At 68.4% G+C, this 17993-nt stretch carries 13 protein-coding genes; 5 read left to right on the top strand and 8 right to left on the bottom strand.

Going from position 1 to position 17993, the window contains the following annotated elements; translation table 11 throughout:
- Positions 1 to 269: 269 nt before the first annotated feature.
- Complete coding sequence (locus tag K6V06_RS00795) at positions 270 to 1166, top strand: SMP-30/gluconolactonase/LRE family protein (protein WP_222239672.1); 897 nt, start codon at positions 270 to 272, stop codon at positions 1164 to 1166.
- On the opposite strand, the gene K6V06_RS00790 is transcribed toward K6V06_RS00795, so the two are convergent.
- Entirely contained in the window at positions 1163 to 2179 is a 1017-nt protein-coding gene (locus tag K6V06_RS00790) for a LysR family transcriptional regulator (protein ID WP_222239671.1), read from the bottom strand. The genes K6V06_RS00795 and K6V06_RS00790 overlap by 4 nt on opposite strands.
- 114 nt (positions 2180 to 2293) lie before the next feature.
- Between K6V06_RS00790 and K6V06_RS00785 the strand changes: the two genes are divergently transcribed.
- The 3 genes from K6V06_RS00785 (at position 2294) to K6V06_RS00775 (ending at position 5363) form a co-directional block, all read left to right on the top strand.
- Positions 2294 to 3370: an LLM class flavin-dependent oxidoreductase gene (locus tag K6V06_RS00785; protein ID WP_222239670.1), complete on the top strand. Its 1077-nt coding sequence runs from the start codon at positions 2294 to 2296 to the stop codon at positions 3368 to 3370.
- A gap of 10 nt (positions 3371 to 3380) precedes the next feature.
- Positions 3381 to 4184 (top strand): flavin reductase family protein, encoded by an 804-nt coding sequence (locus K6V06_RS00780; protein ID WP_222239669.1) that lies wholly within the window; start codon positions 3381 to 3383, stop codon positions 4182 to 4184.
- Positions 4185 to 4370: 186 nt separating this feature from the next.
- Positions 4371 to 5363, top strand: coding sequence for a tripartite tricarboxylate transporter substrate binding protein (locus tag K6V06_RS00775; protein WP_222239668.1), 993 nt, complete (start codon positions 4371 to 4373; stop codon positions 5361 to 5363).
- 150 nt (positions 5364 to 5513) lie between these two features.
- Here the strand turns inward: K6V06_RS00775 and K6V06_RS00770 are convergent, their stop codons facing one another.
- From K6V06_RS00770 to K6V06_RS00745, 6 genes are all read right to left on the bottom strand, one after another.
- The gene (locus K6V06_RS00770; RefSeq protein WP_222239667.1) at positions 5514 to 6707 is read right to left on the bottom strand and encodes a CaiB/BaiF CoA-transferase family protein; all 1194 of its coding nucleotides are present in this window, start codon (positions 6705 to 6707) and stop codon (positions 5514 to 5516) included.
- Between the two features lie 103 nt (positions 6708 to 6810).
- A complete protein-coding gene (locus K6V06_RS00765) occupies positions 6811 to 7785 on the bottom strand; it encodes a TIGR03885 family FMN-dependent LLM class oxidoreductase (protein ID WP_222239666.1) in 975 nt (324 codons plus the stop codon).
- A 52-nt stretch (positions 7786 to 7837) separates the two neighbouring features.
- Positions 7838 to 8212, bottom strand: coding sequence for a sensory rhodopsin transducer (locus K6V06_RS00760; RefSeq protein ID WP_222239665.1), 375 nt, complete (start codon positions 8210 to 8212; stop codon positions 7838 to 7840).
- 85 nt (positions 8213 to 8297) lie between these two features.
- Positions 8298 to 9935 carry an alpha-amylase family protein gene (locus K6V06_RS00755; protein ID WP_222239664.1) on the bottom strand — a complete coding sequence of 546 codons (1638 nt, stop codon included), beginning with the start codon at positions 9933 to 9935 and terminating at the stop codon, positions 8298 to 8300.
- Between the two features lie 4 nt (positions 9936 to 9939).
- Positions 9940 to 11547 carry an alpha-amylase family glycosyl hydrolase gene (locus tag K6V06_RS00750; protein WP_222239663.1) on the bottom strand — a complete coding sequence of 536 codons (1608 nt, stop codon included), beginning with the start codon at positions 11545 to 11547 and terminating at the stop codon, positions 9940 to 9942.
- Between the two features lie 176 nt (positions 11548 to 11723).
- Positions 11724 to 12029: an ArsR family transcriptional regulator gene (locus K6V06_RS00745; RefSeq protein WP_222239662.1), complete on the bottom strand. Its 306-nt coding sequence runs from the start codon at positions 12027 to 12029 to the stop codon at positions 11724 to 11726.
- Positions 12030 to 12357: 328 nt separating this feature from the next.
- Here K6V06_RS00745 and K6V06_RS00740 point away from each other — a divergent pair, with 328 nt between their 5' ends.
- Positions 12358 to 15753 carry a diguanylate cyclase gene (locus K6V06_RS00740; protein ID WP_222239661.1) on the top strand — a complete coding sequence of 1132 codons (3396 nt, stop codon included), beginning with the start codon at positions 12358 to 12360 and terminating at the stop codon, positions 15751 to 15753.
- Between the two features lie 21 nt (positions 15754 to 15774).
- Here the strand turns inward: K6V06_RS00740 and K6V06_RS00735 are convergent, their stop codons facing one another.
- Positions 15775 to 17535 (bottom strand): hypothetical protein, encoded by a 1761-nt coding sequence (locus K6V06_RS00735; RefSeq protein ID WP_222239660.1) that lies wholly within the window; start codon positions 17533 to 17535, stop codon positions 15775 to 15777.
- Positions 17536 to 17993: the final 458 nt, after the last annotated feature.

The following is a 17993-nucleotide window of genomic DNA, read 5'->3' as shown; positions in this document are numbered from 1 at the left end:
CATCGCGTTGACAGGGCTCCTGCGAGAGGCCGGGGCGAGCGCGCGCCGCAGCCCGCTGTGTGCGTGCTTCATGGTGTCTCCTTCATCGTATCTGCGCCGGCACGGGATGCTGGCAGCTGGTGTGGTCCGATTATATGAACGGACTCCCCCGTCAATTTCCGCCAATCTCGTCGGTTCTGTCCTGCAGGAATCCGCCATATTCCGCGCATGGCGGACCCGCTAGCATTTCCGCTTCATGGCGCCGGGCCAATACACACAAGGAAGACACCATGCAGATCGAGCGCGTTGGCACGCTATGCACCGACCTGGGCGAGTGCCCGGTGTGGGATGCGCGGCAGCAGCGGCTGTGGATGCTCGATTGCCGCCGGGGTCACGTGATCCTGGTCGATCCGGGCAGCGGTGAGCATCGCGTGATCGAACTGCCTGCGCCACTCGGTTCGATGGCGCTGAACGGCCCGGACAGTGTGGTGGTCGCGCTGCAGCATGAGATCGCGCTGCTCTTCCCTGCCACCGGCGCGCTGCGCACGGTGGCGGCGCTGGACGAGCGCCATCCCCATCTGCGGCTGAACGATGGCGCCGCCATGCCGGACGGCAGCTTCGTGGTGGGCACCATGCATCCGGTGCGCGGGGACAGCGAGCCGCCGCTGGGCGGCCTGTACCGGCTCGACCCGGCCGGGCGGCTTGCGCAGCTGGACCGCGACCTCGCCATCGTCAATGGACCGGTGGCCCACCCGTCGGGCAAGGAGGTCTATGTCTGCGACAGCGCGGCCCGGGCGATCTACCGCTACCGCATCGACAGCGCGGGCCGGTGGCGCGCGCGCGAGCGCTTCGTCGATACCCAGCCGTGGGATTCCGGACCGGATGGCTGCTGTTTCGACAGTGAAGGCGGGCTATGGACTGCGCTGGTGCGCGTGGGGGCGCTGGCGCGCTTTGACGCGAGCGGCACGCTGACGCACCGCATCCCCTTGCCGGTGGCGCACCCGGCTTCGCTGTGCTTCGGCGGCGAGGACCTCGCGGACCTCTACGTCACGACGATCCGCGACAGCGGACGGCTGCGCGCCAACGGTGAACTGGACGGCGCCCTGCTGCGGCTGCGCGGTACCGGTTGGCGCGGCGCGCCGCGGCCCGAATGCCGGATCGCGGTGCCGGCAATGGCGGGACCCTAGGCCTCGGCCTGCCGAGCCTCGCCGGCAGCACCGGCAGCATCGACGGCGGGCGCCTGCGCGCTTTCGCTCGCGACGTGCCGCGCGCCGGACTTTCCGTAGGCGGAGAAGCGCAGCGCCTCACCCGATACCTGCGAGGCGACGAAGTCGAGGAACAGGCGGATCTTGGCGGGGATCGTCGCGGTATCGAGGATGGTCGCGTACATCCCTTCCTCGAACGTGGTGTTGGTGATCTGATAGTCGGGCAGCAGCCGCACCAGCGTGCCGCTGGAGATATCGCGATGGACCGTATAGTCATCCAGCAGCGCGATGCCCTCGCCCAGCCGCGCCAGCTCCTGCAGCGCCACGCCGCTGTTGGTGACATGGCGCGGCTTGAAGCTGACCTCCTCGATCGCGCCGTCGCGCCGGAAGCGCCAGCTCGGCTGGCCGCCGGGAAGCAGGTACGCCATGCATTCGTGCTGCAGGATATCGGTGGGCTCCCGCAGCGGCGCCCGCCGCTTCAGGTATGACGGCGATGCGACCAGGTAGCGCTCGCTGCGAAACAGGATGCGGCGCTTCAGCCCGGCCTCGACCGGCGGCGAGATGCGAAAGTCGATATCGAAGTTGTTGCGGCGCAGGTCCGTCTTCGATTCGGACAGCACCAGTTCGATATGGATGTCCGGGTATTCCCGGCGGAAGTCTGCCACCAGCGCGGGCAGCACGCCGAGCCCGAACATCATGCGCGAGTGCACCCGTAGCGTGCCCTTGGGCGCGGAGCGGATCTCGGTGATATTGCGGTGCGCCTGGCCGATGTTCCACAGGATGCCTTCCAGCTCGCGCGCATACTCCTGCCCCGCCTCGGTCAGCACCACCTGCCGGGTAGAGCGCATCAGCAGCTTCACGTTCAGCTCGCTCTCGAAGTCGGTGATCATGCGCGAGACCGATGTCGCCGACACCCCGAACTGGCGCGCCGTCTCCGAGAAGCTTTCCGTCTTCGAGATCGACAGAAAGAGCTCCATGGCGCGAAGCCTGTCCATCCATTCCTCCAGTTTTTGCAGTACAGAACGCCGCCTTTGCCCTATTCCGGCCCCCCATGACCGGCTCCTAGAATTTCCTCACGCACTTCTCAACGGGCATTTTCAGGAGACACCATGGAATTCGGCGTATTCATTCTGGCGCAGCAGCGAGGTTACCACCAGACTTCGCGCGACGTCATCAGCAACTCCATCGAGCAGACCGTGATGGCGGAACAGGCCGGATTCGATACCGCCTGGTACGCCGAGCACCACTTCAACAACTACTCGCTGTCGCCCTCGCCGCTGATGACGGTGGCGCATGCCGCCGCCAGGACGCAGCGCATCCGCCTCGGTACCGCCGTGTGCATCCTGCCGCTGTACCACCCCGCCCGCTTCCTCGCCGAGGTCGGCTTCGTCGACACGGTGTCCAACGGCCGCCTGGAACTGGGCGTCGGTTCCGGCTACCAGCAGTTCGAGTTCGAACGCTTCGGCGTGGACATCGCCGATTCGGGCGCGATCTTCAACGAATTCCTCGATGTCATCCCGAAGGGCCTGACGCAGAAAATCTTCGAACACGACGGCAAGTTCCTCAAGATTCCGCCCAGCTCCATCGCGGTGCGCTGCGTGCAGGACCCGATGCCGCCGCTGTGGATCACCTCCGGCAATCCGCTGACGCTGGGACGCGGCGTGCGCGAGAACCACAACCTCTTCGTCACCGCGCTGCTGAACGGCAACGACGCGATCGCCGCGCTGCGCGGGCGCCTGGAAAACGTCGCCAGCGAGAATGGCAAGGACCTGGACCGCGACGTCAAGTTCGGCTTCCTGCGCTGCGGCTACGCCTCGGACAACCAGGCCGAGATCGACGCCTACCTGGATTGCGCCCGCTTCCAGCGCCGCATCTCCGAGAGCCTGAAGTTCCGCCGCGCGCAGAGCGACGACGGCTATATGGTCAAGGAAGTGCCTTCGGAAACCGACCCGACCTTCGAGCAGCTGCGCAAGAACCTGCCGGTGGGATCGGTCAACCAGGTCATCGACAAGCTGCTGGAAGAGCTCACCATCCTGCGCCCGAAGCATCTGGCGCTGCAGACGCAGCTGGGGGATTTCGACCAGAAGACCATGCTGCGCCAGATCGAACTGTGGGGCGAGCGGATCATTCCCGCGATCCGCAAGGAACTCGGCAGCCCCAGCACCGCCATGAGCATCGCCGCGTAAGGAGCCCGCCATGCGAATCTACCTGACCGATGCCGGCGCCATCGCGCTGCGCGACCCTGACGATTTCAAGCGACTGGACGTGCTGGTGGATCCGCAGCCGCAGGAGCGGCTGGACCGCGCCATCGCGCGGATCGGCCGGCGCGAGGACGAGCGCCATGTGCGGCTCTGCCCCTCGGTATTGCGCTTCCTGTCGGGCCATGCCGGCGATGCGCAGTGGGAGGCCGGTTTCCAGGCCATGCTGGACTTCGCCGCCAGCCGCGGGTGGGTGGACGAAGCCGGCATGCTGCGCGCCCACATCACGATCAATACCGAGGACGAGGTGGTGTCGGTCGACGATTTCAAGGCCGCCATGCGCGCGCTGCCGGCCGGCATCAGCGCCATCACCACGGGCAGCGGCGAGGACGTGGCCGGGATCATCATCTCCAGCCTGACCTCGGTATCGGCATCGCCGCCGATGATCGGCTTCTTCGTGCAGCAGACCGCTTCGGCGCGGGCAGCCCTGGCGCGCACCGGCAAGTTCGTCGCCAACGTGCTGGGAGAGGACCATCAGCGCATCATCCAGGACTTCCTCGGCGCACCGCAGGGACCGGCGCGCTTCGCCGCCGGGCTGTGGCGCGAGAGCGATCAGGGCCTGCCGGTGCTTGCCGATGCGCTGGCCAGCATCGAATGCGACATCGTCTGCACCGAAGTGCTCGGCACGCACGACCTGATCGTCGGCAAGATTCGCAGGACCACCTGCCGCCAGTCCAACCCGATCATCAACTTCAATGCCGGCACGCACCGTATTGCGCCGGCGCTGGAGCCCGTGCAGTAGACTTCAGGCCCTCGCGCCGCGGCAATCCCGGCGCTTTGCGCAGGACAGACTGACGAAGATCGCTGTAATGCCCGGTGCGCGCGGTCGCTAGAATTTCCACAAGCTGATCAGGCGCGCCGCCCCCCTCGAGCCTTCCGGGCTGCCAGGTGCAGGCGCGACCTCAGAAAAAGATATCGGAGACAAGCCATGAATCACTCGCCCATGCGGCGGCGCACCTGCCTCGGCGTCGCCGCCCTTCTCGCCCTGCCCACGCTGGCCCGCGCCAGCGCTGCGGCGAACGGCTGGCCAGCCCGGCCGATCCGGCTGGTGGTGCCCGGGCCGGCAGGCGCCGGCATGGACATCTTCGCGCGTCTGATCTCGGCGCATCTGAACAAGGCGCTGGGCCAACCGGTCGTGGTGGACAACCGTCCCGGCGCCAACAGCCTGATCGGCATCGATCTGGCCGCCAAGAGCGAAGGCGATGGCTACACGCTGCTGCTGGCGCCCTCGTCGGCCATCGCCATCAATCCCGTGATCTACCCCAAGCTGCCCTACGACGCGCTGAAGGACCTGACGCCGGTGGCACAGGTAGGGGCCGCGGGCATCCTGCTGGTCGCACATCCGTCGACCGGCTTTCGCAATCTGGGCGACCTGGTGCGCCATGCCAAGGCCAACCCGGACAAGCTGTCCTATGGCACCTGGGGCAACGGCTCGACCGGCCATCTGGTGATGGAAGGCATCAAGTCGCACTACCGTGTGTCAATGCAGCATGTTCCTTACAAGGGCAGCGCGCAGCTGGTCACCGACCTGCTGTCGCAGAACATGCTGGTCGGTTTCACCGATATCGCCTCGCCCGTGCCGCACGTACGCGCGGGACGTCTGGTCGCGCTGGGCTGCACCGGCACGGCACGCGGTCCGGCCTTGCCCGGCGTGCCCACGCTGAAGGAGCAGGGTTATCCGTTCGACAAGGACGGCTGGTATGGCGTGTTCGCGCCGGCCTCCACGCCGAAGGAAGTCGTGCAGCGGCTCAATGCCGAGATCAACCGCATCCTCGGCACCGATGAAGTGGTGCAGAAATTCTCGCAGCAGAACATGGCGCGCCCTCCCACCAGGACGGTGGAACAGTTCACCGCCATCGTGCGCGAGGATGTCGCTGCGTGGCAGGAACTGGCCAAGGTTGGCGGGCTGCGCATCGATTGAGTGCGTCTTGCGGCAAGGAAAAGGGCCCGGCATTGCCGGGCTTTTTCCATGGACTACCGGTTCGCTCCCCTCTCCCCCGCCCCTCTCCCACTCGTGGGAGAGGGGCGCGAACCAGCAGCCGTTCGAGCACCCTCGATTCGCTTCCCTCGCTCAAGCCTCCTGCAGGTCCACCGCGTCCCTATGCAGTTCGGCCAGGATCTCGGCGCCATGCTCGCCCAGCTCCGGCAACGCGGCATCGGCTTCGGGCATGCCATCCATCGTCAGCGGCAATGCCGGCATCCGCAGCACGCGATTGCCCGGGGACGGCACGGCGCGCAGACGGTCCGGCGCCAGCGCCTGCATGCGTTCGATGGCATTGCCCAGATCCCGCACCACGCCGCACACCACGCCGGCGGCGTTGAGCCTGTCGCAGGCCTGCTCGGCGGAGAACGCCGACAGCGCCTCACCCAGCGCCTGCCGCAAGGCAGCGCGGTTGGCCACGCGCGCGGCGTTGTCGTGAAAGCGGGGGTCGCTGGCTAGCCCGGGCTGGCCCAGGCATTCGCACAACCGCGCGAAATGCTCCTGCAGATAGGCCGACACCACGACCTTGCCGTCGCCGGTGGCAATCACGTCGGCGGCGGGCGCCAGCGTGGCCTGCCCGTTGCCGCAGCGCGAGGGAGGCGTCTGGAGCTGCTGCTGCTCGGCCCATTGCTGGCTCAGCGCGTCGGCAGCCACGTCGATCAGGGACACCTTCACGTGGGCACCCTCGCCGGTCGTGCCGCGGCGCACCAGCGCAGCCAGCACGCCAGTGGCCAGCGTGCGCCCGGCCAGCACATCGACGACCGTGAAGCCGACGCGGGTCGGGTCGGCATGGGCGTCGCCATTGATGCTCATCATGCCGCTCTCGGCCTGCGCGGCGATATCGAGTCCGGGGCGCGCTGCCGCCGCGCCGCTGTCGCCGAAACCGCTGACCGACGCATAGACCAGCCGCGGCAGGCGGGCGCGCAGCGCTGCCGCGCCCAACCCATATTTCTCCATCACGCCGGGACGCGCGTTCTGCAGCAGCACATCGGCACGCTGCACCAGCGCCAGCGCCACCGCGCGATCCTCGTCACGGCGCAGGTCCAGCACGATGGAACGCTTGCCGCGGTTGTAGGCCGAGAACATCGGTCCCGCGCTGTCGGCATGCCAGCCGGAGCGGCGGCTGGCATCGCCGCCGGGTGGCTCTACCTTGATGACGTCCGCGCCCAGATCGGCCAGGATCTGCCCCGCCGATGGCGCGGCAATGAACTGGCCGAAGTCGATGACGCGCAGCCCCGCCAGTACGCCCTGCCCGCGGCCCTGCGGGCCATGCCTTGCTGTCATTGGATTCTCTCCGCTAGTCGTTTCGCTTGCGAAAGAGACTATTGCGAGCAGGCTGTGGGGGCGATCTGTGTTTTGCTATGTTGAACGCAGGCGCCGTGTCGGCCTAAGCATCCTTCAGCGCCGGCAGCACCTGCTGCGCGCAGGTTTCGATCCACGCCTGCTGGTTGGTACAGACGTTGTGCAGGAAGATCGCCTCCGCACCCATGGCCAGATCCTCGGCAAGCCAGGCAGCTTGTTGCGCCGCGTCGCAGCTGATGCGCACGCTCTCTTCGATATCGCTGGCCTTGACCGACCCGGCACGGGCATCGAAGTCGGCGGGCATGGCGAGGTCGGCCAGCGTCTGGCTGTCGAACACATTGGTGCGCCATTGCTCGAAGGCCATGGCGCGCGCCGCGTCGTCGCCCTGGCTGGGATCGGCCCACGCGATCTTGGCTTGCAGATAGACCGGCTTGTTGCCGCCGGACGCGTCGCGGAAGGCGTCGATCACCTTGCGCATCTGCTCGCGCGGGCCGGTGACGGTGATCAGCCCATCGGCCCACTCGCCGGCCCAGCGTGCGGTCTGCTCGGACAGCGCCGCCGCGAAGAGCCGCGGCGGGCGCGCCGGCAGCGAGTAGAGCCGCGCACGGTCGACCGTGATCGCGCCCCGGTGCGTGACCTCTTCCCCTCGCCACAGCGCGCGCATCACGTCGACCGATTCGCGCAGCATGGCTTCGCGCTGCGGCTTGCCGGGCCAGGGCCGTCCGTCGATGTGTTCGTTCAACGCTTCGCCGCTGCCCACTGCGAACCAGAAGCGCTCGGGAAACATCGCCGCCAGCGTGGCGGCTGCCTGCGCGACGACCGCGGGGTGGTAGCGGCCGAACGGGCAGTTGACCGTCCCGGCGGGCAGGTCGACGGTCGCCATGACCGCGCCCAGCCACGCCCAGGCGTTGCCACTGTGTCCCTGCCGCTCGCTCCAGGGATGGAAGTGGTCGGAGCAGCTGAGCGCATCGAAGCCGGCGAGTTGCGCCGCACGGGCGTAGCGCAGCAGGTCCTCGGGAGCGAACTGTTCGTGCGAGGCGTGATAACCGATGAGCGCCATGATGAACTCCGTGTTGGGTGCGAAACGGTCCCTGTGGGCGTACCGGCTGCGCTCAGCCGGCCGCGTAGGCCATCGTCGTCATCAGCGCCAGCGCGGACTGGCGCGAATCGAGGCGGGTATGCTGCACGACGATCGGCACATCGGACTCGATCACGCTGGCGTAATCGGTATCCTCCGGAATCGGCTCCGGATCGCGCAGGTCGTTGAAGCGCAGATGCAGCGTGCGCCGGGGCGGCACGGTGACGCGATACGGGCCAGCCGGCTCGCGGTCGCCGTAGAAGATGGTGACGGTGACATTGGCCGGCGCATCGCCGGTGTTGAGCAGGCATGCCGCCTCGTGGCTGTTCAGCTGGCGGCTGGCGTTGGGGTCGGTGGGCGGAAGATATCCTTCGGCGATGACCCAGCGGCGCTGTCCCAGTGCTTCCATGGTGGTCCCTTTGTCGTGATGGCGAATGCAGAGATGATGGTTTGCCGTGAGCGGCGATCCGGCCCGCGCGTGCCGATGGCACAGCTCACGGCGCGCTTCCCGGGCGCTGCCGCAGCCAGCGGTAGCCATAACCGCGCAGCGTCAGCACCGGCTCGCGGCCTTGCTCGCGCTCCTCGCGCGGATAGGGTCCGTCGGCCAGCACGTCGCGCAGCTCCGCCAGCGCGACCCCCGGCAGGGAAATGCGCACGTCCCTGGCCGACAGGTTGGCGAAGGTGAAGACCACCTTGCCGTCCAGCTCGTGGCGCAGCGCCAGCACGGAGGGTTCATGCACCTTGATCACCGTGCACTCGCCGTAGCCGATCTCGGGCATGCCGACCCGCGCCCGGATCATCTTGCCGGTGCGGGCGAGCAGCGAGTCGTCGCGCAAGGTCTGGTCGTACACATTGACCTTGTCATAGGCGTACTCGCCCTGGTCGATCACATGGCAGTTCAGCGTCTCCGGCGGCGCCGCCGAGAAGCCGCCGTTGGGCTCGTCGGACCACTGCATCGCGGTGCGAACGGCGTGGCGCTCCGGCAGATCGAGGTTCTCGCCCATGCCGATCTCCTCGCCATAGCGCAGGATCGGCGTGCCGGGCAGCGAGAACAGCAGCGCATGCACCTGCTCGATGCGGCGCTGATCGCCTTCGAGCATCGGCGGCAGGCGGCGGCGGATGCCGCGCCCATAGACGCGCATGCGCTCCTCGGGCGCGAACCGCTGCATCACCTCCTCGCGCTCGGCGTCGCTGAGCCGCTCCAGGTCCAGCTCGTCGTGATTGCGTACCCAGACTGCGTATTGCGAGCGCCCGGGCGGGACCGGCTGATTGGCCAGCGCGCGGCAGATCGGCTCTGCCACTTCACGCGCGAGGGCGAGGAAGAGGAAATTGTTGAGCCAGAAGTTGGACACCAGCGTCAGCCGGTGCCCCTCCCCAAAATACCTGGCGTACTCCGCCGGCGGCACGTCGACCTCGCCGAGCAGCACCGCGTCGGAGCGCCGCAGCGTGGCGACATCGCGCAGGTCGTTCATGATCCAGAAGCCATCGTCGCGCGGATCGGCCTCGCGCGCGCCCTCGATCATGTGCGAAGCGGCATCGACGCGGAACCCCGACACGCCCAGCCGCAGCCAGAACGACATGATTTCCTCGATCTCGCGGCGCACGGCGGGATTGGCCAGGTTCAGGTCCGGCTCGTGGGAATAGAAGATGTGCCGATAGTACTGGCCGGCTTCCTCGTCCCAGGTCCAGACGCTGTCCTCGACGGTGGGGAACATCGGCTTGACCTCGGTGGGGACCGGTTCGTCGGACCAGATGTAGTAGTCGCGATAGGGAGAATTGCGGTCGCGCCGCGCTTCCTGGAACCAGCGGTGCTGGTCCGACGTGTGCTGCACCACCAGGTCGGCCATCACGCGGATGCCCAGTTCCTCGGCCTTCTCCAGCAGCGCCACCATGTCGGCCAGGTTGCCGAAGCGCGGGTCCACCGCGAGATGGTCGCTGACGTCGTAGCCGTGGTCGCGAAACGGCGACTGGTAGAACGGGGTCAGCCACAGGCCGGTCACGCCCAGGCCGCGCAGGTACTCCAGATGCGCCGTGAGTCCGGGCAGGTCGCCCCATCCGTCATTGTTGCCGTCGCGGAAGACACTGACGTCCACCTGGTAGATGATCGCGTTGCGATACCACAGTGCCTCCATCGGCCTAGCTCCTCCATCGGCGCAGGACCACCGCCTGCTCGGGTTCCAGAATGCCGTCGAAACGGCGTGCCTGCGTACCGGGCAGGCTGTCGATCTCGATCCACCAGTCTCCGTGCGGGCGATACGGCAATGGCCGCGCGGCGAAGTTGATGCAGACGATCCGCTCGTCGCCGCCTAGCCTGCGGCGGTAGACCAGCATCTCGGGCTCCGAATCGAGCTCTTCCCAGTCGCCGAGGCGCAGCGCCAGACTGTCGCGGCGCGCGGCGATCAGGCTGCGATACAGCTGCAGGATCGAATCGGGCTGCTGCCATTGGGCCTGCGCGGCAAGCGCGGCCGCATCGGGCGGAAACGGCAGCCACGGCGCGCGACCCGTCCAGCCGTACGGCGGCGCCGCCGTCCAGGGCACGGGCCCGCGTGGGCCGTCGCGGCCACCGGGGTCGACTCGCGTCGCGGGCGTAACCACGGTGTCCTCCAGCCCCAGCTCCTCGCCCTGGAAGATGAAGGGCGTGCCGCGCAGCGTCAGCAGCAGGACCGCCGCAGCGCGGGCGCGGCGCATCGAGCCGCCGTAGCGGGTGCGGTGGCGCTCGTTGTCGTGGTTGGACAGCACCCAGGTGGGCCAGGCCTCGGCGGGCCGCAGGATCTGCTCGACCTCGCGCACGCAGGTGCGAAAGACGATGGGGTCCCACGGCGCATCGAGCGGCGGGAAATTGAACGACATGTGCAGCTCGTCGCCGGCGCCGTAGTACTGCGCCACGGTGGCGGTGGAGCGGATATTGACCTCGCCCACCAGCACGCGTTCGCCGGGATAGCGGTCCACCAGCTTGCGAATGCCGCGCAGCACCTCGTGGCTGAACGGATCGTCGTTGAAGTTGACCAGCGGCTCGCCGGCCAGGCAGCGCGGATGCCCGGCGAAGGTGGGGTCCTTGCCGATGCAGTGCGCGACGTCGATGCGAAAGCCGTCCACGCCGCGGTCCAGCCAGAAGCGCAGCACACCGTGCATGGCCTCGACCACCTCCGGGTTGCGCCAGTTCAGGTCCGGCTGTTGCGGCAGGAACAGGTGCAGGTAGTACTGGCCGGTGGTGTCGTCCCAGGTCCACGCGCTGCCTGCATCGATGGCGGCGCGCCAGTCGTTGGGCTCGTCGCGCCAGATATACCAGTCGCGCTTCGGGTTGTCGCGCGAGGCGCGCGACTCGATGAACCAGGGGTGCTGGTCCGAGGTGTGGTTGGGCACGAAGTCCAGCAGGACGCGGATGCCGCGCGCGTGCGCTTCGCGGATCAGCGTATCGGCATCGGCGAGCGAGCCGAACAGCGGATCGACATCGCAATAGTCGCTGATGTCGTAGCCCGCGTCGGCCATCGGCGAGCGGAAGATCGGCGACACCCAGATGGTGTCGGCGCCGAGGTCGCGAACATGGTCCAGCCTGCTGCAGATGCCAGGCAGATCGCCTACGCCGTCGCCATTGGAGTCGGCGAACGAGCGCGGATAGATCTGGTAGACCACGGCGCTCTTCCACCATGGCGCGGACGGCTGCAACAGGGCATCGGTGTCGCCTGCAGCGGGGGCGGCCTGCTGGTCGAGGCCGGTCTGGCGCGCGTGGTCATCGGGCTTCATCGGGCTCGGCATGTCGCTTCGGACTGGAAGTCCGGGCCGTCATGCAGCTTCCATGCCCATGGCGACTGTGCGCCACTTGGCGGATTGACACGCCCGCGCCGCCCCGTCGGCGGCAATTCCTGCCGCGGCAAGGTAAATCTTGCAGGCGAGCGGGCAGCGCAGCCCGCTGCCGGGGCTCAGCGGCGGATGTCGCCCCTGGCCGCCGCCAGCGCCTGCAGGGCGCGGTCGATCTCCGCGCTGGCGCGCAGCCGATAGCAGACCTTGCGATCGCGCACGGACAGGGCCAGTACGTTGGCCTGCAGCAGCGCCTCGAATACGCGCGCAGCCCGGCCCAGGCTCAGGCCGACGCGTCCGGCCAGTTCCGCAGCAGGCAGGCCGTCCTCTCCGGCAAGCAATAGCGTCCGGCAGACGAAGGCGTTCTCGGGCTGGGCGAGCAGGTTCGCCGGGCCTGCGGCAACGGCGGAAAATTGCGTGGTGTCCATGCCGCTTACCTTAGGTCCACGCCTGCCGAATGGCAAGCGGCTTTCGCGGGACGCCGCACAGAGGCCGTGCGCCGAGGGCGGCGAGGGGCACAGACCGGGCAAGGGTTCGCCGCCCATACCCCAAAACGGCGCCTGGCGCCATCCCCTTTTGCCACGCAGATGGCCGTCTTATCGGCGCTTCCTGTCATGGTGCGCGCCGCTATAGTCGGCCGGATTCTGGACAAGCCTTATCCACGCCCTCGGCGCTCGCTCTCCCCCGCCGTGCCAGCCGGCATCGCGGGCCGGGGCGACCGACCGTACCGCCGCCCATGCCCGATCCCCTCGTCAAATGACGCCCGATACGGATACCTCATCGCCGTCCGGCAGCCAGGCCTTTCCCCTGTCTCTGCGCGTCGCGCTCGCGTCGCTGCTGTTCTTCATGCTCGCCGTCGCCGGTATCGCGATCTCGCGCTTTCCCGGACAGGCGGCCCTGATCTGGCCGGCCACCGCCTTCGGCGCGGCCGTCACGCTGCGCCTGCGCGGCCCGCAGGCCTGGGTGCAGCTCGCCGGGCTGCTGGTAGCCGGCACCTGCGCCAACCTGCTGTTCGGCGATCCGCCATGGGTCGCCGCGCTGCTGGCGCTGGCCAATATCGCCGCGATTCGCCTGGCCTCCGCGCTGGCGCGCATGGCCGGACATCCTTCCGGTGCCCGGCCGGTGTCGCTGGCGCGCTTCATGACCGGGCTTGGCGCCAGCTGCATGCTGCCGCCCGCGGTGGGCGCCAGCATCGGCGCACTGACCTTGCATCTGGCCTACGGCACGGCGGTCGAACCGTTGTGGTGGCGCTGGTGGAGCGCGGAAGCCGCGGGGATGCTGATGCTGTTGCCGCTGGCGGTGTCGTACAGCCCAGCCCGGGCCGCGGAAACGTTCTCGCGCGCCAGGCTGCCTCGCACGCTGGCCCTGCTGCTGCTGACGCTCGCGGTCAGCGCGCTGTCGGTGCTGCAGTCGCACGATCCGTTCGGGGTGCTGGCGTTGCCGCTGGTGATCGCGGGGCTGCTGACCAACGCCTTTGCCACGGCCCTGCTGACGGTCATCGCGATGGCGGCGACCGTTGCCCTCGGTCTGCTGGCCGGGCAGTCCGGACTGCTGTCGTCCGAGGAGTTCCTGGCGCAGGCGATCAAGCTGTCGACCGCGCTGATCCTGGTCTTTCCCATCTGCATCGCCTACCTCGCCGAGCAGAACCGCCGGGACCGGGCGCGGCTGCGCAGCAGCGAGCGCCGCTTCCGGCTGGCGATGCAGCATTCGGCGATCGGCATGGCGCTGGTCAGCCCCAATTACCGCTGGCAGCAGGTCAACCGCTCCATCTGCGAGCTGCTGGGGTACAGCGAAGAGGAACTGTCCCACCTTCCTTTCCCCGCCATCACGCATCCGGACGACCTCGTGACGGACCTGCGCCAGATCGAACGGCTGCTCGCCGGCGACATCGACAACTACCGGATGGAGAAACGGTTCCTGCGCAAGGACGGCAGCTACATCTGGACGCTGATGGCGGTGTCGCTGGTGCGCGACGAGGCGACGGGCGAGCCGCTGCACTTCATCTCGCAGATGGAGGACATCCACGACCGCAAGACCGCGCAGCAGCAACTCGAAGCGCTGTCGCGCCGCACCCAGCTGGCGGTGGAAGCCGGCCGGGTCGGCATCTGGGAGTGGGATATCGGCAGCGGCGCGATTTCGTGGGACAGCCGCATGCACGCGCTGCACGGCACCGACCCGGGTGCCGGCGCGCCGGACATGACGGGCTGGATCGGCATGGTGCACACCGACGATCTCGAGCGCACCCGTGAAGAGATGCGGCGCGCCGTCAAGGGCACGGCCCGCTTCGACACCGAGTACCGCATCGTGCGTCCCTGCGGCGAGGTGCGCCACGTCCGGGCGATGGCATCGGTTTCGCGCGCGCCCGACGGCACCGCGCTGGCCATGGTGGGTACCAACTGGGACATCACGGAACAGCGCCGACTGACCGAAGCGCTGTTCGAGGAGAAGGAGCGGCTGCACATCACGCTGCGCTCGATCGGCGATGCGGTGATCTGTACCGATGGCGCGCTGCGCATCACCTTCATCAATCCGATCGCCGAGCAACTGACCGGCTGGACCATGGTGGAGGCCGACGGCCAGCGGCTGGAAACGGTGTTCCATGTGGTGGACGAGTCCACCGGCATCACCATCCCCTGCCCCGTGGCCGAATGCCTGCGCACGCTGCAGCCGGCCTATCTGCAGGATGGCGCGGTACTGATCAGCCGCAGCGGCGAGCGTCACGACGTCAAGGACTCGGCGGCGCCGGTGCTGACCGCCGGCGGCAGCGTGCTGGGCGCGGTGCTGGTGTTCCAGGACATCACCGGGGCCCGGGCGATGCAGCGCGAACTGGCCCATTCGGCCATGCATGACGCGCTGACCGGACTGCCGAACCGCATGTGGTTCGAGAAGCTGCTGCGCGAGGCATGCGAATCCGCGCGCACGCAACAGCAACACCATGTGTTGTGCTTCATCGACCTGGACCGCTTCAAGATCGTCAACGACACCGCTGGCCACGCCGCGGGCGACGTGCTGCTGCGCGAACTGGGCCATGTCATCCGCAGCCAAGTGCGCCCCACCGACGTGCTGGCGCGGCTGGGGGGCGACGAATTCGCGCTGCTGCTGCTCGACTGCCCGGTCGATCACGGCGAGCGCGTCGGCCAGAACGTGATCGACGCCATCCGCGCGCGCCGCTTCCCCTGGGAAGGACGGCTCTACGATCTGGGCGCGAGCATCGGCATCACCGGCATCGACAGCGATGCGCCGCCGGTCGGCGAGCTGATGAGCCGCGCCGATGTCGCCTGCTATGCGGCCAAGGCTGGCGGGCGCAACCGCGTCTCGGTGTATCGCCGCGACGAAAGCGACGCGCGGCGCCACCATCGCGAGCTGCAGGTCGCCGCCGGCATCCACTCGGCGCTGGAAGCCAACCGCTTCCGCCTGTTCGCGCAGGAGATCCGCTCGCTGCGCGAAGCGGGCAGCGAAGGCGCCGAGCCCTGCTGCAGCCATATCGAAATCCTGGTGCGGATGGTCGACGAGCAGGGCGAGCTGGTGATGCCGGGCGCCTTCATTCCGGCGGCGGAGCGCTACGACCTGATGGGCCACGTCGACCGCTGGGTCATCCGGCACGTGCTGCAGGAATACGGGCCGCGGCTGCAGGCGATGCCCGGCCTGTCGATCTCGATCAACCTGTCGGCCAACTCGCTGGGCGAGCCCTTCCTGCTGCCGTTCCTGCATGCCGAGCTGAAGCAGTCGGTGCTGACGGCGAGCCGCATCCGGCTGGAAATCACCGAAACGGCGCTGATCAACAACATGGCGGCGGCCAACCGGCTGGTGGCGGAGATGCGCAAGGCCGGCTGTACCGTGGCGCTGGACGACTTCGGCGCGGGCCTGTCGTCCTTCGCCTATCTGAAGCAGTTCCCGGTGGACTACCTGAAGATCGATGGCAGCTTCATCCGCAACCTGGCCAGCAGCGCCGTCGACCGGGAGATTGTCAGCTCGATCAACGATATCGGGCATCGGCTGGGCATCCGCACGGTAGCGGAGTCCGTCGAGGACGCGCAGACCCTGCAAGTGCTGCGCACCATCGGGGTCGACTATGCGCAGGGATATGCGATCGGGCGGCCGGTGCCACTGGAGGACTTCCTGCAGCAATGCATGGCGGACGCGGCGCGGTAGTGCTGCGCCGCGTCCGCATCGTCATTCCACCTTCTGCTTGCGCAGCAGCGGTTCGTTCTCGTCATAGCAGAAGGCTTGGACCGAGAGATCGAAGCGGACGCCGCGCTGCCGCTTCCCGGGCCAGACGACGCTGGTCTCGAGGAAGTCGCCGGCCAGGAAACGGCGCACCAGCCGCAGCGCCATCTCGATTTCGTCCGGCGTGCTGGCGGCGCGCAAGTCCGTCAGCACCTGCCGGTCCGCGCCCAGCGCCTGCAGCAGCGACTGGGCCATGCAGCAGGCCGTCATCGATTCCGGGTCGCCGTCGCCGTTGCCGCGCAGATGCAGGAAGACCTGTGCGGCGATCAGCCAGCGCTGCCCCAGGCGCAGCCGCTTCGCCCTGTCGGCATGGTCCGGGCCGGCGCAACGATACCCCTCGTGCGCGTTCCCGAGCGCCTGGCCGGCGCGCGCGATGACGTCGAAGGGATCGTGCTCGTGCAGCGCGGCGAGCAGCGACCTGGCGGACTTGCCGGCCTGCCAGCTGGACGAGAGCTGCTGCGGCGGACCGGCCAGGATGCGCTTGATCAGCGGCAGCAGCCACGCCAGCCCAAGCGCGGCGGCGAGCGCCAGCAGACAGAGCCCGGCCGTGGTGGCGGCCAGTGTCGTGAGCCCGAGCACGGTAAGCGTCAGCAGCGCGCCATTGGTCAGCAGCGTGGCGCAGCCGTAGGCGAGCCGCGTCTTCGCTTGCCGCAACTCCTGCCGGCGCAGTTCGCCGCGCTCGGCCAGCATGTCGCCGCTGACCAGGCTGGCGGCCCGATAGAAGCGCGCCAGCGACTTGGTCGGCTCGTCCGCCAGGCCGAAGGCACCGGCGCCGCTTTCCGCCACCATCGTCCGGGCGTCGACGCCGTCGCGCAACGCAGCGAGGAAACGTTGCTTGCCCAGCGCCTGCCGTCTGGCGTCGATGGTGTCGACCGCCTTGCGCGCCATTCTCAGCAGCGGAATGGCCGTGGCGATATGGGCCGCGCTCATCAGCATGCCGAAGCCGCCGCCGAGAATGCTCAGGCCGTGCAGCAGGTGCGAGCTGGCGCCGGCAAACGTGCAGAAGGCGGTGGCACAGGTCGCGGTGGCGCCCAGCGACTGTATCTGCCCGTCGCGCAGTGCCGCCAGCCTGCGGCGCGATACCTGCTCCTCGACCGCGTCCAGCTTTTCCTCGCACAGCCGGCGCGCCAGCGCAGCGCGGGCGGGGGGCATCACCGCCGTAATGGGGTGGGCACGGCAGCGCTGCGGCACGTCCCATCGCGCCACGGCTCGCCGTCGCGGCGGCCCTGCTGCCGCGCCGCGCTCGCCGCGCGCAGAGTCGGCGCAGCGGTCTTCGAACTGCGCTTTCCGGTGGCCGACCACCGCTGCCGAAACATGCCGGCGCTTCGTCAAGGCGGTGACCAGGCGCGCGACCGCCATGCCGCCCTCCGCCAGTGCCAGTCCACCGCACACGGCGGCCAGCACGACCGGACCGGTGGCAAGCAGCGCCGGCAATGCCGCACCGGCGAGCACCAGGGGCACATGGGCGACACGCAGCCCGAGCAGGGCGGCAACGGTCGCACCCCACCCTGGGTAGAGCGCGCGATCGATCTTCCCCAGGGCATGGGACCTGGGCTTGTGGTCCTGGCTCGCCGCGTCGAGGATGGAAGTGGCGACCAGGGCGCTGGTGCGCCACCGGTCCGTCGCCGTCGCGACTTCTGACAACGAGCGAGACATATCGGCACGGTAACCGCCCGCGCTGGTTCCATCGAGGCTGCTGGTCGGCATATATCCTCCTGGCAAGAAGTGAAGGTCGGGCCGGAAACAGTCCGGCTGACGAGCGCATTGGTGCGGCGCACTTTAAGGCGCTCCGAGGCAATCTAATCGGTGTGCAAGTGCGGAAGACACATGAAATGCGTGCTTCTTTCGCTTTCATGCACGCGCCCCGTGCGGCGGGCGGCTGGCGACGGTCATCTTGTTGCGGCCCCTCCCGGGGCATCGTACGGGTGCGCACAGAGACGCAAGTAGCAGCCCGCCAGGCTTGCCGTCCGCGTTGGCCGGCGGCGCGCGGCTGCCTTTTCCGGACGTTCGGAAAACCGAACGCCATTCCCGGCCCCAGCGTCGGAATTCCGGATGCAGCCGCTGGACAGCGACAGAAATCTCCTTTCGGCTCAACGGGTTGCCGGCGCGGACAAGGGCAGCCGCGTTGGCACGGCTCGTGCGATTTCCTCCGCCACTCGAATAGC

Origin of the sequence: Cupriavidus sp. AU9028 (genome assembly GCF_019795295.1) — a bacterium.
Classification (GTDB): Bacteria; Pseudomonadota; Gammaproteobacteria; order Burkholderiales; family Burkholderiaceae; genus Cupriavidus.
The sequence above is the reverse complement of the archived record's forward strand: the minus strand, read 5'-3'. Positions and strand labels throughout refer to the sequence as shown.

Excerpts from the sequence above, each read along its gene's own strand:
- K6V06_RS00795 (WP_222239672.1), top strand. The coding sequence starts at position 270 with ATGCAGATCGAGCGCGTTGGCACGCTATGCACCGACCTGGGCGAGTGC.
- K6V06_RS00790 (WP_222239671.1), bottom strand. The coding sequence starts at position 2,179 with ATGGACAGGCTTCGCGCCATGGAGCTCTTTCTGTCGATCTCGAAGACG.
- K6V06_RS00785 (WP_222239670.1), top strand. The coding sequence starts at position 2,294 with ATGGAATTCGGCGTATTCATTCTGGCGCAGCAGCGAGGTTACCACCAG.
- K6V06_RS00780 (WP_222239669.1), top strand. The coding sequence starts at position 3,381 with ATGCGAATCTACCTGACCGATGCCGGCGCCATCGCGCTGCGCGACCCT.
- K6V06_RS00775 (WP_222239668.1), top strand. The coding sequence starts at position 4,371 with ATGAATCACTCGCCCATGCGGCGGCGCACCTGCCTCGGCGTCGCCGCC.
- K6V06_RS00770 (WP_222239667.1), bottom strand. The coding sequence starts at position 6,707 with ATGACAGCAAGGCATGGCCCGCAGGGCCGCGGGCAGGGCGTACTGGCG.
- K6V06_RS00765 (WP_222239666.1), bottom strand. The coding sequence starts at position 7,785 with ATGGCGCTCATCGGTTATCACGCCTCGCACGAACAGTTCGCTCCCGAG.
- K6V06_RS00760 (WP_222239665.1), bottom strand. The coding sequence starts at position 8,212 with ATGGAAGCACTGGGACAGCGCCGCTGGGTCATCGCCGAAGGATATCTT.
- K6V06_RS00755 (WP_222239664.1), bottom strand. The coding sequence starts at position 9,935 with ATGGAGGCACTGTGGTATCGCAACGCGATCATCTACCAGGTGGACGTC.
- K6V06_RS00750 (WP_222239663.1), bottom strand. The coding sequence starts at position 11,547 with ATGAAGCCCGATGACCACGCGCGCCAGACCGGCCTCGACCAGCAGGCC.
- K6V06_RS00745 (WP_222239662.1), bottom strand. The coding sequence starts at position 12,029 with ATGGACACCACGCAATTTTCCGCCGTTGCCGCAGGCCCGGCGAACCTG.
- K6V06_RS00740 (WP_222239661.1), top strand. The coding sequence starts at position 12,358 with ATGACGCCCGATACGGATACCTCATCGCCGTCCGGCAGCCAGGCCTTT.
- K6V06_RS00735 (WP_222239660.1), bottom strand. The coding sequence starts at position 17,535 with ATGCCGACCAGCAGCCTCGATGGAACCAGCGCGGGCGGTTACCGTGCC.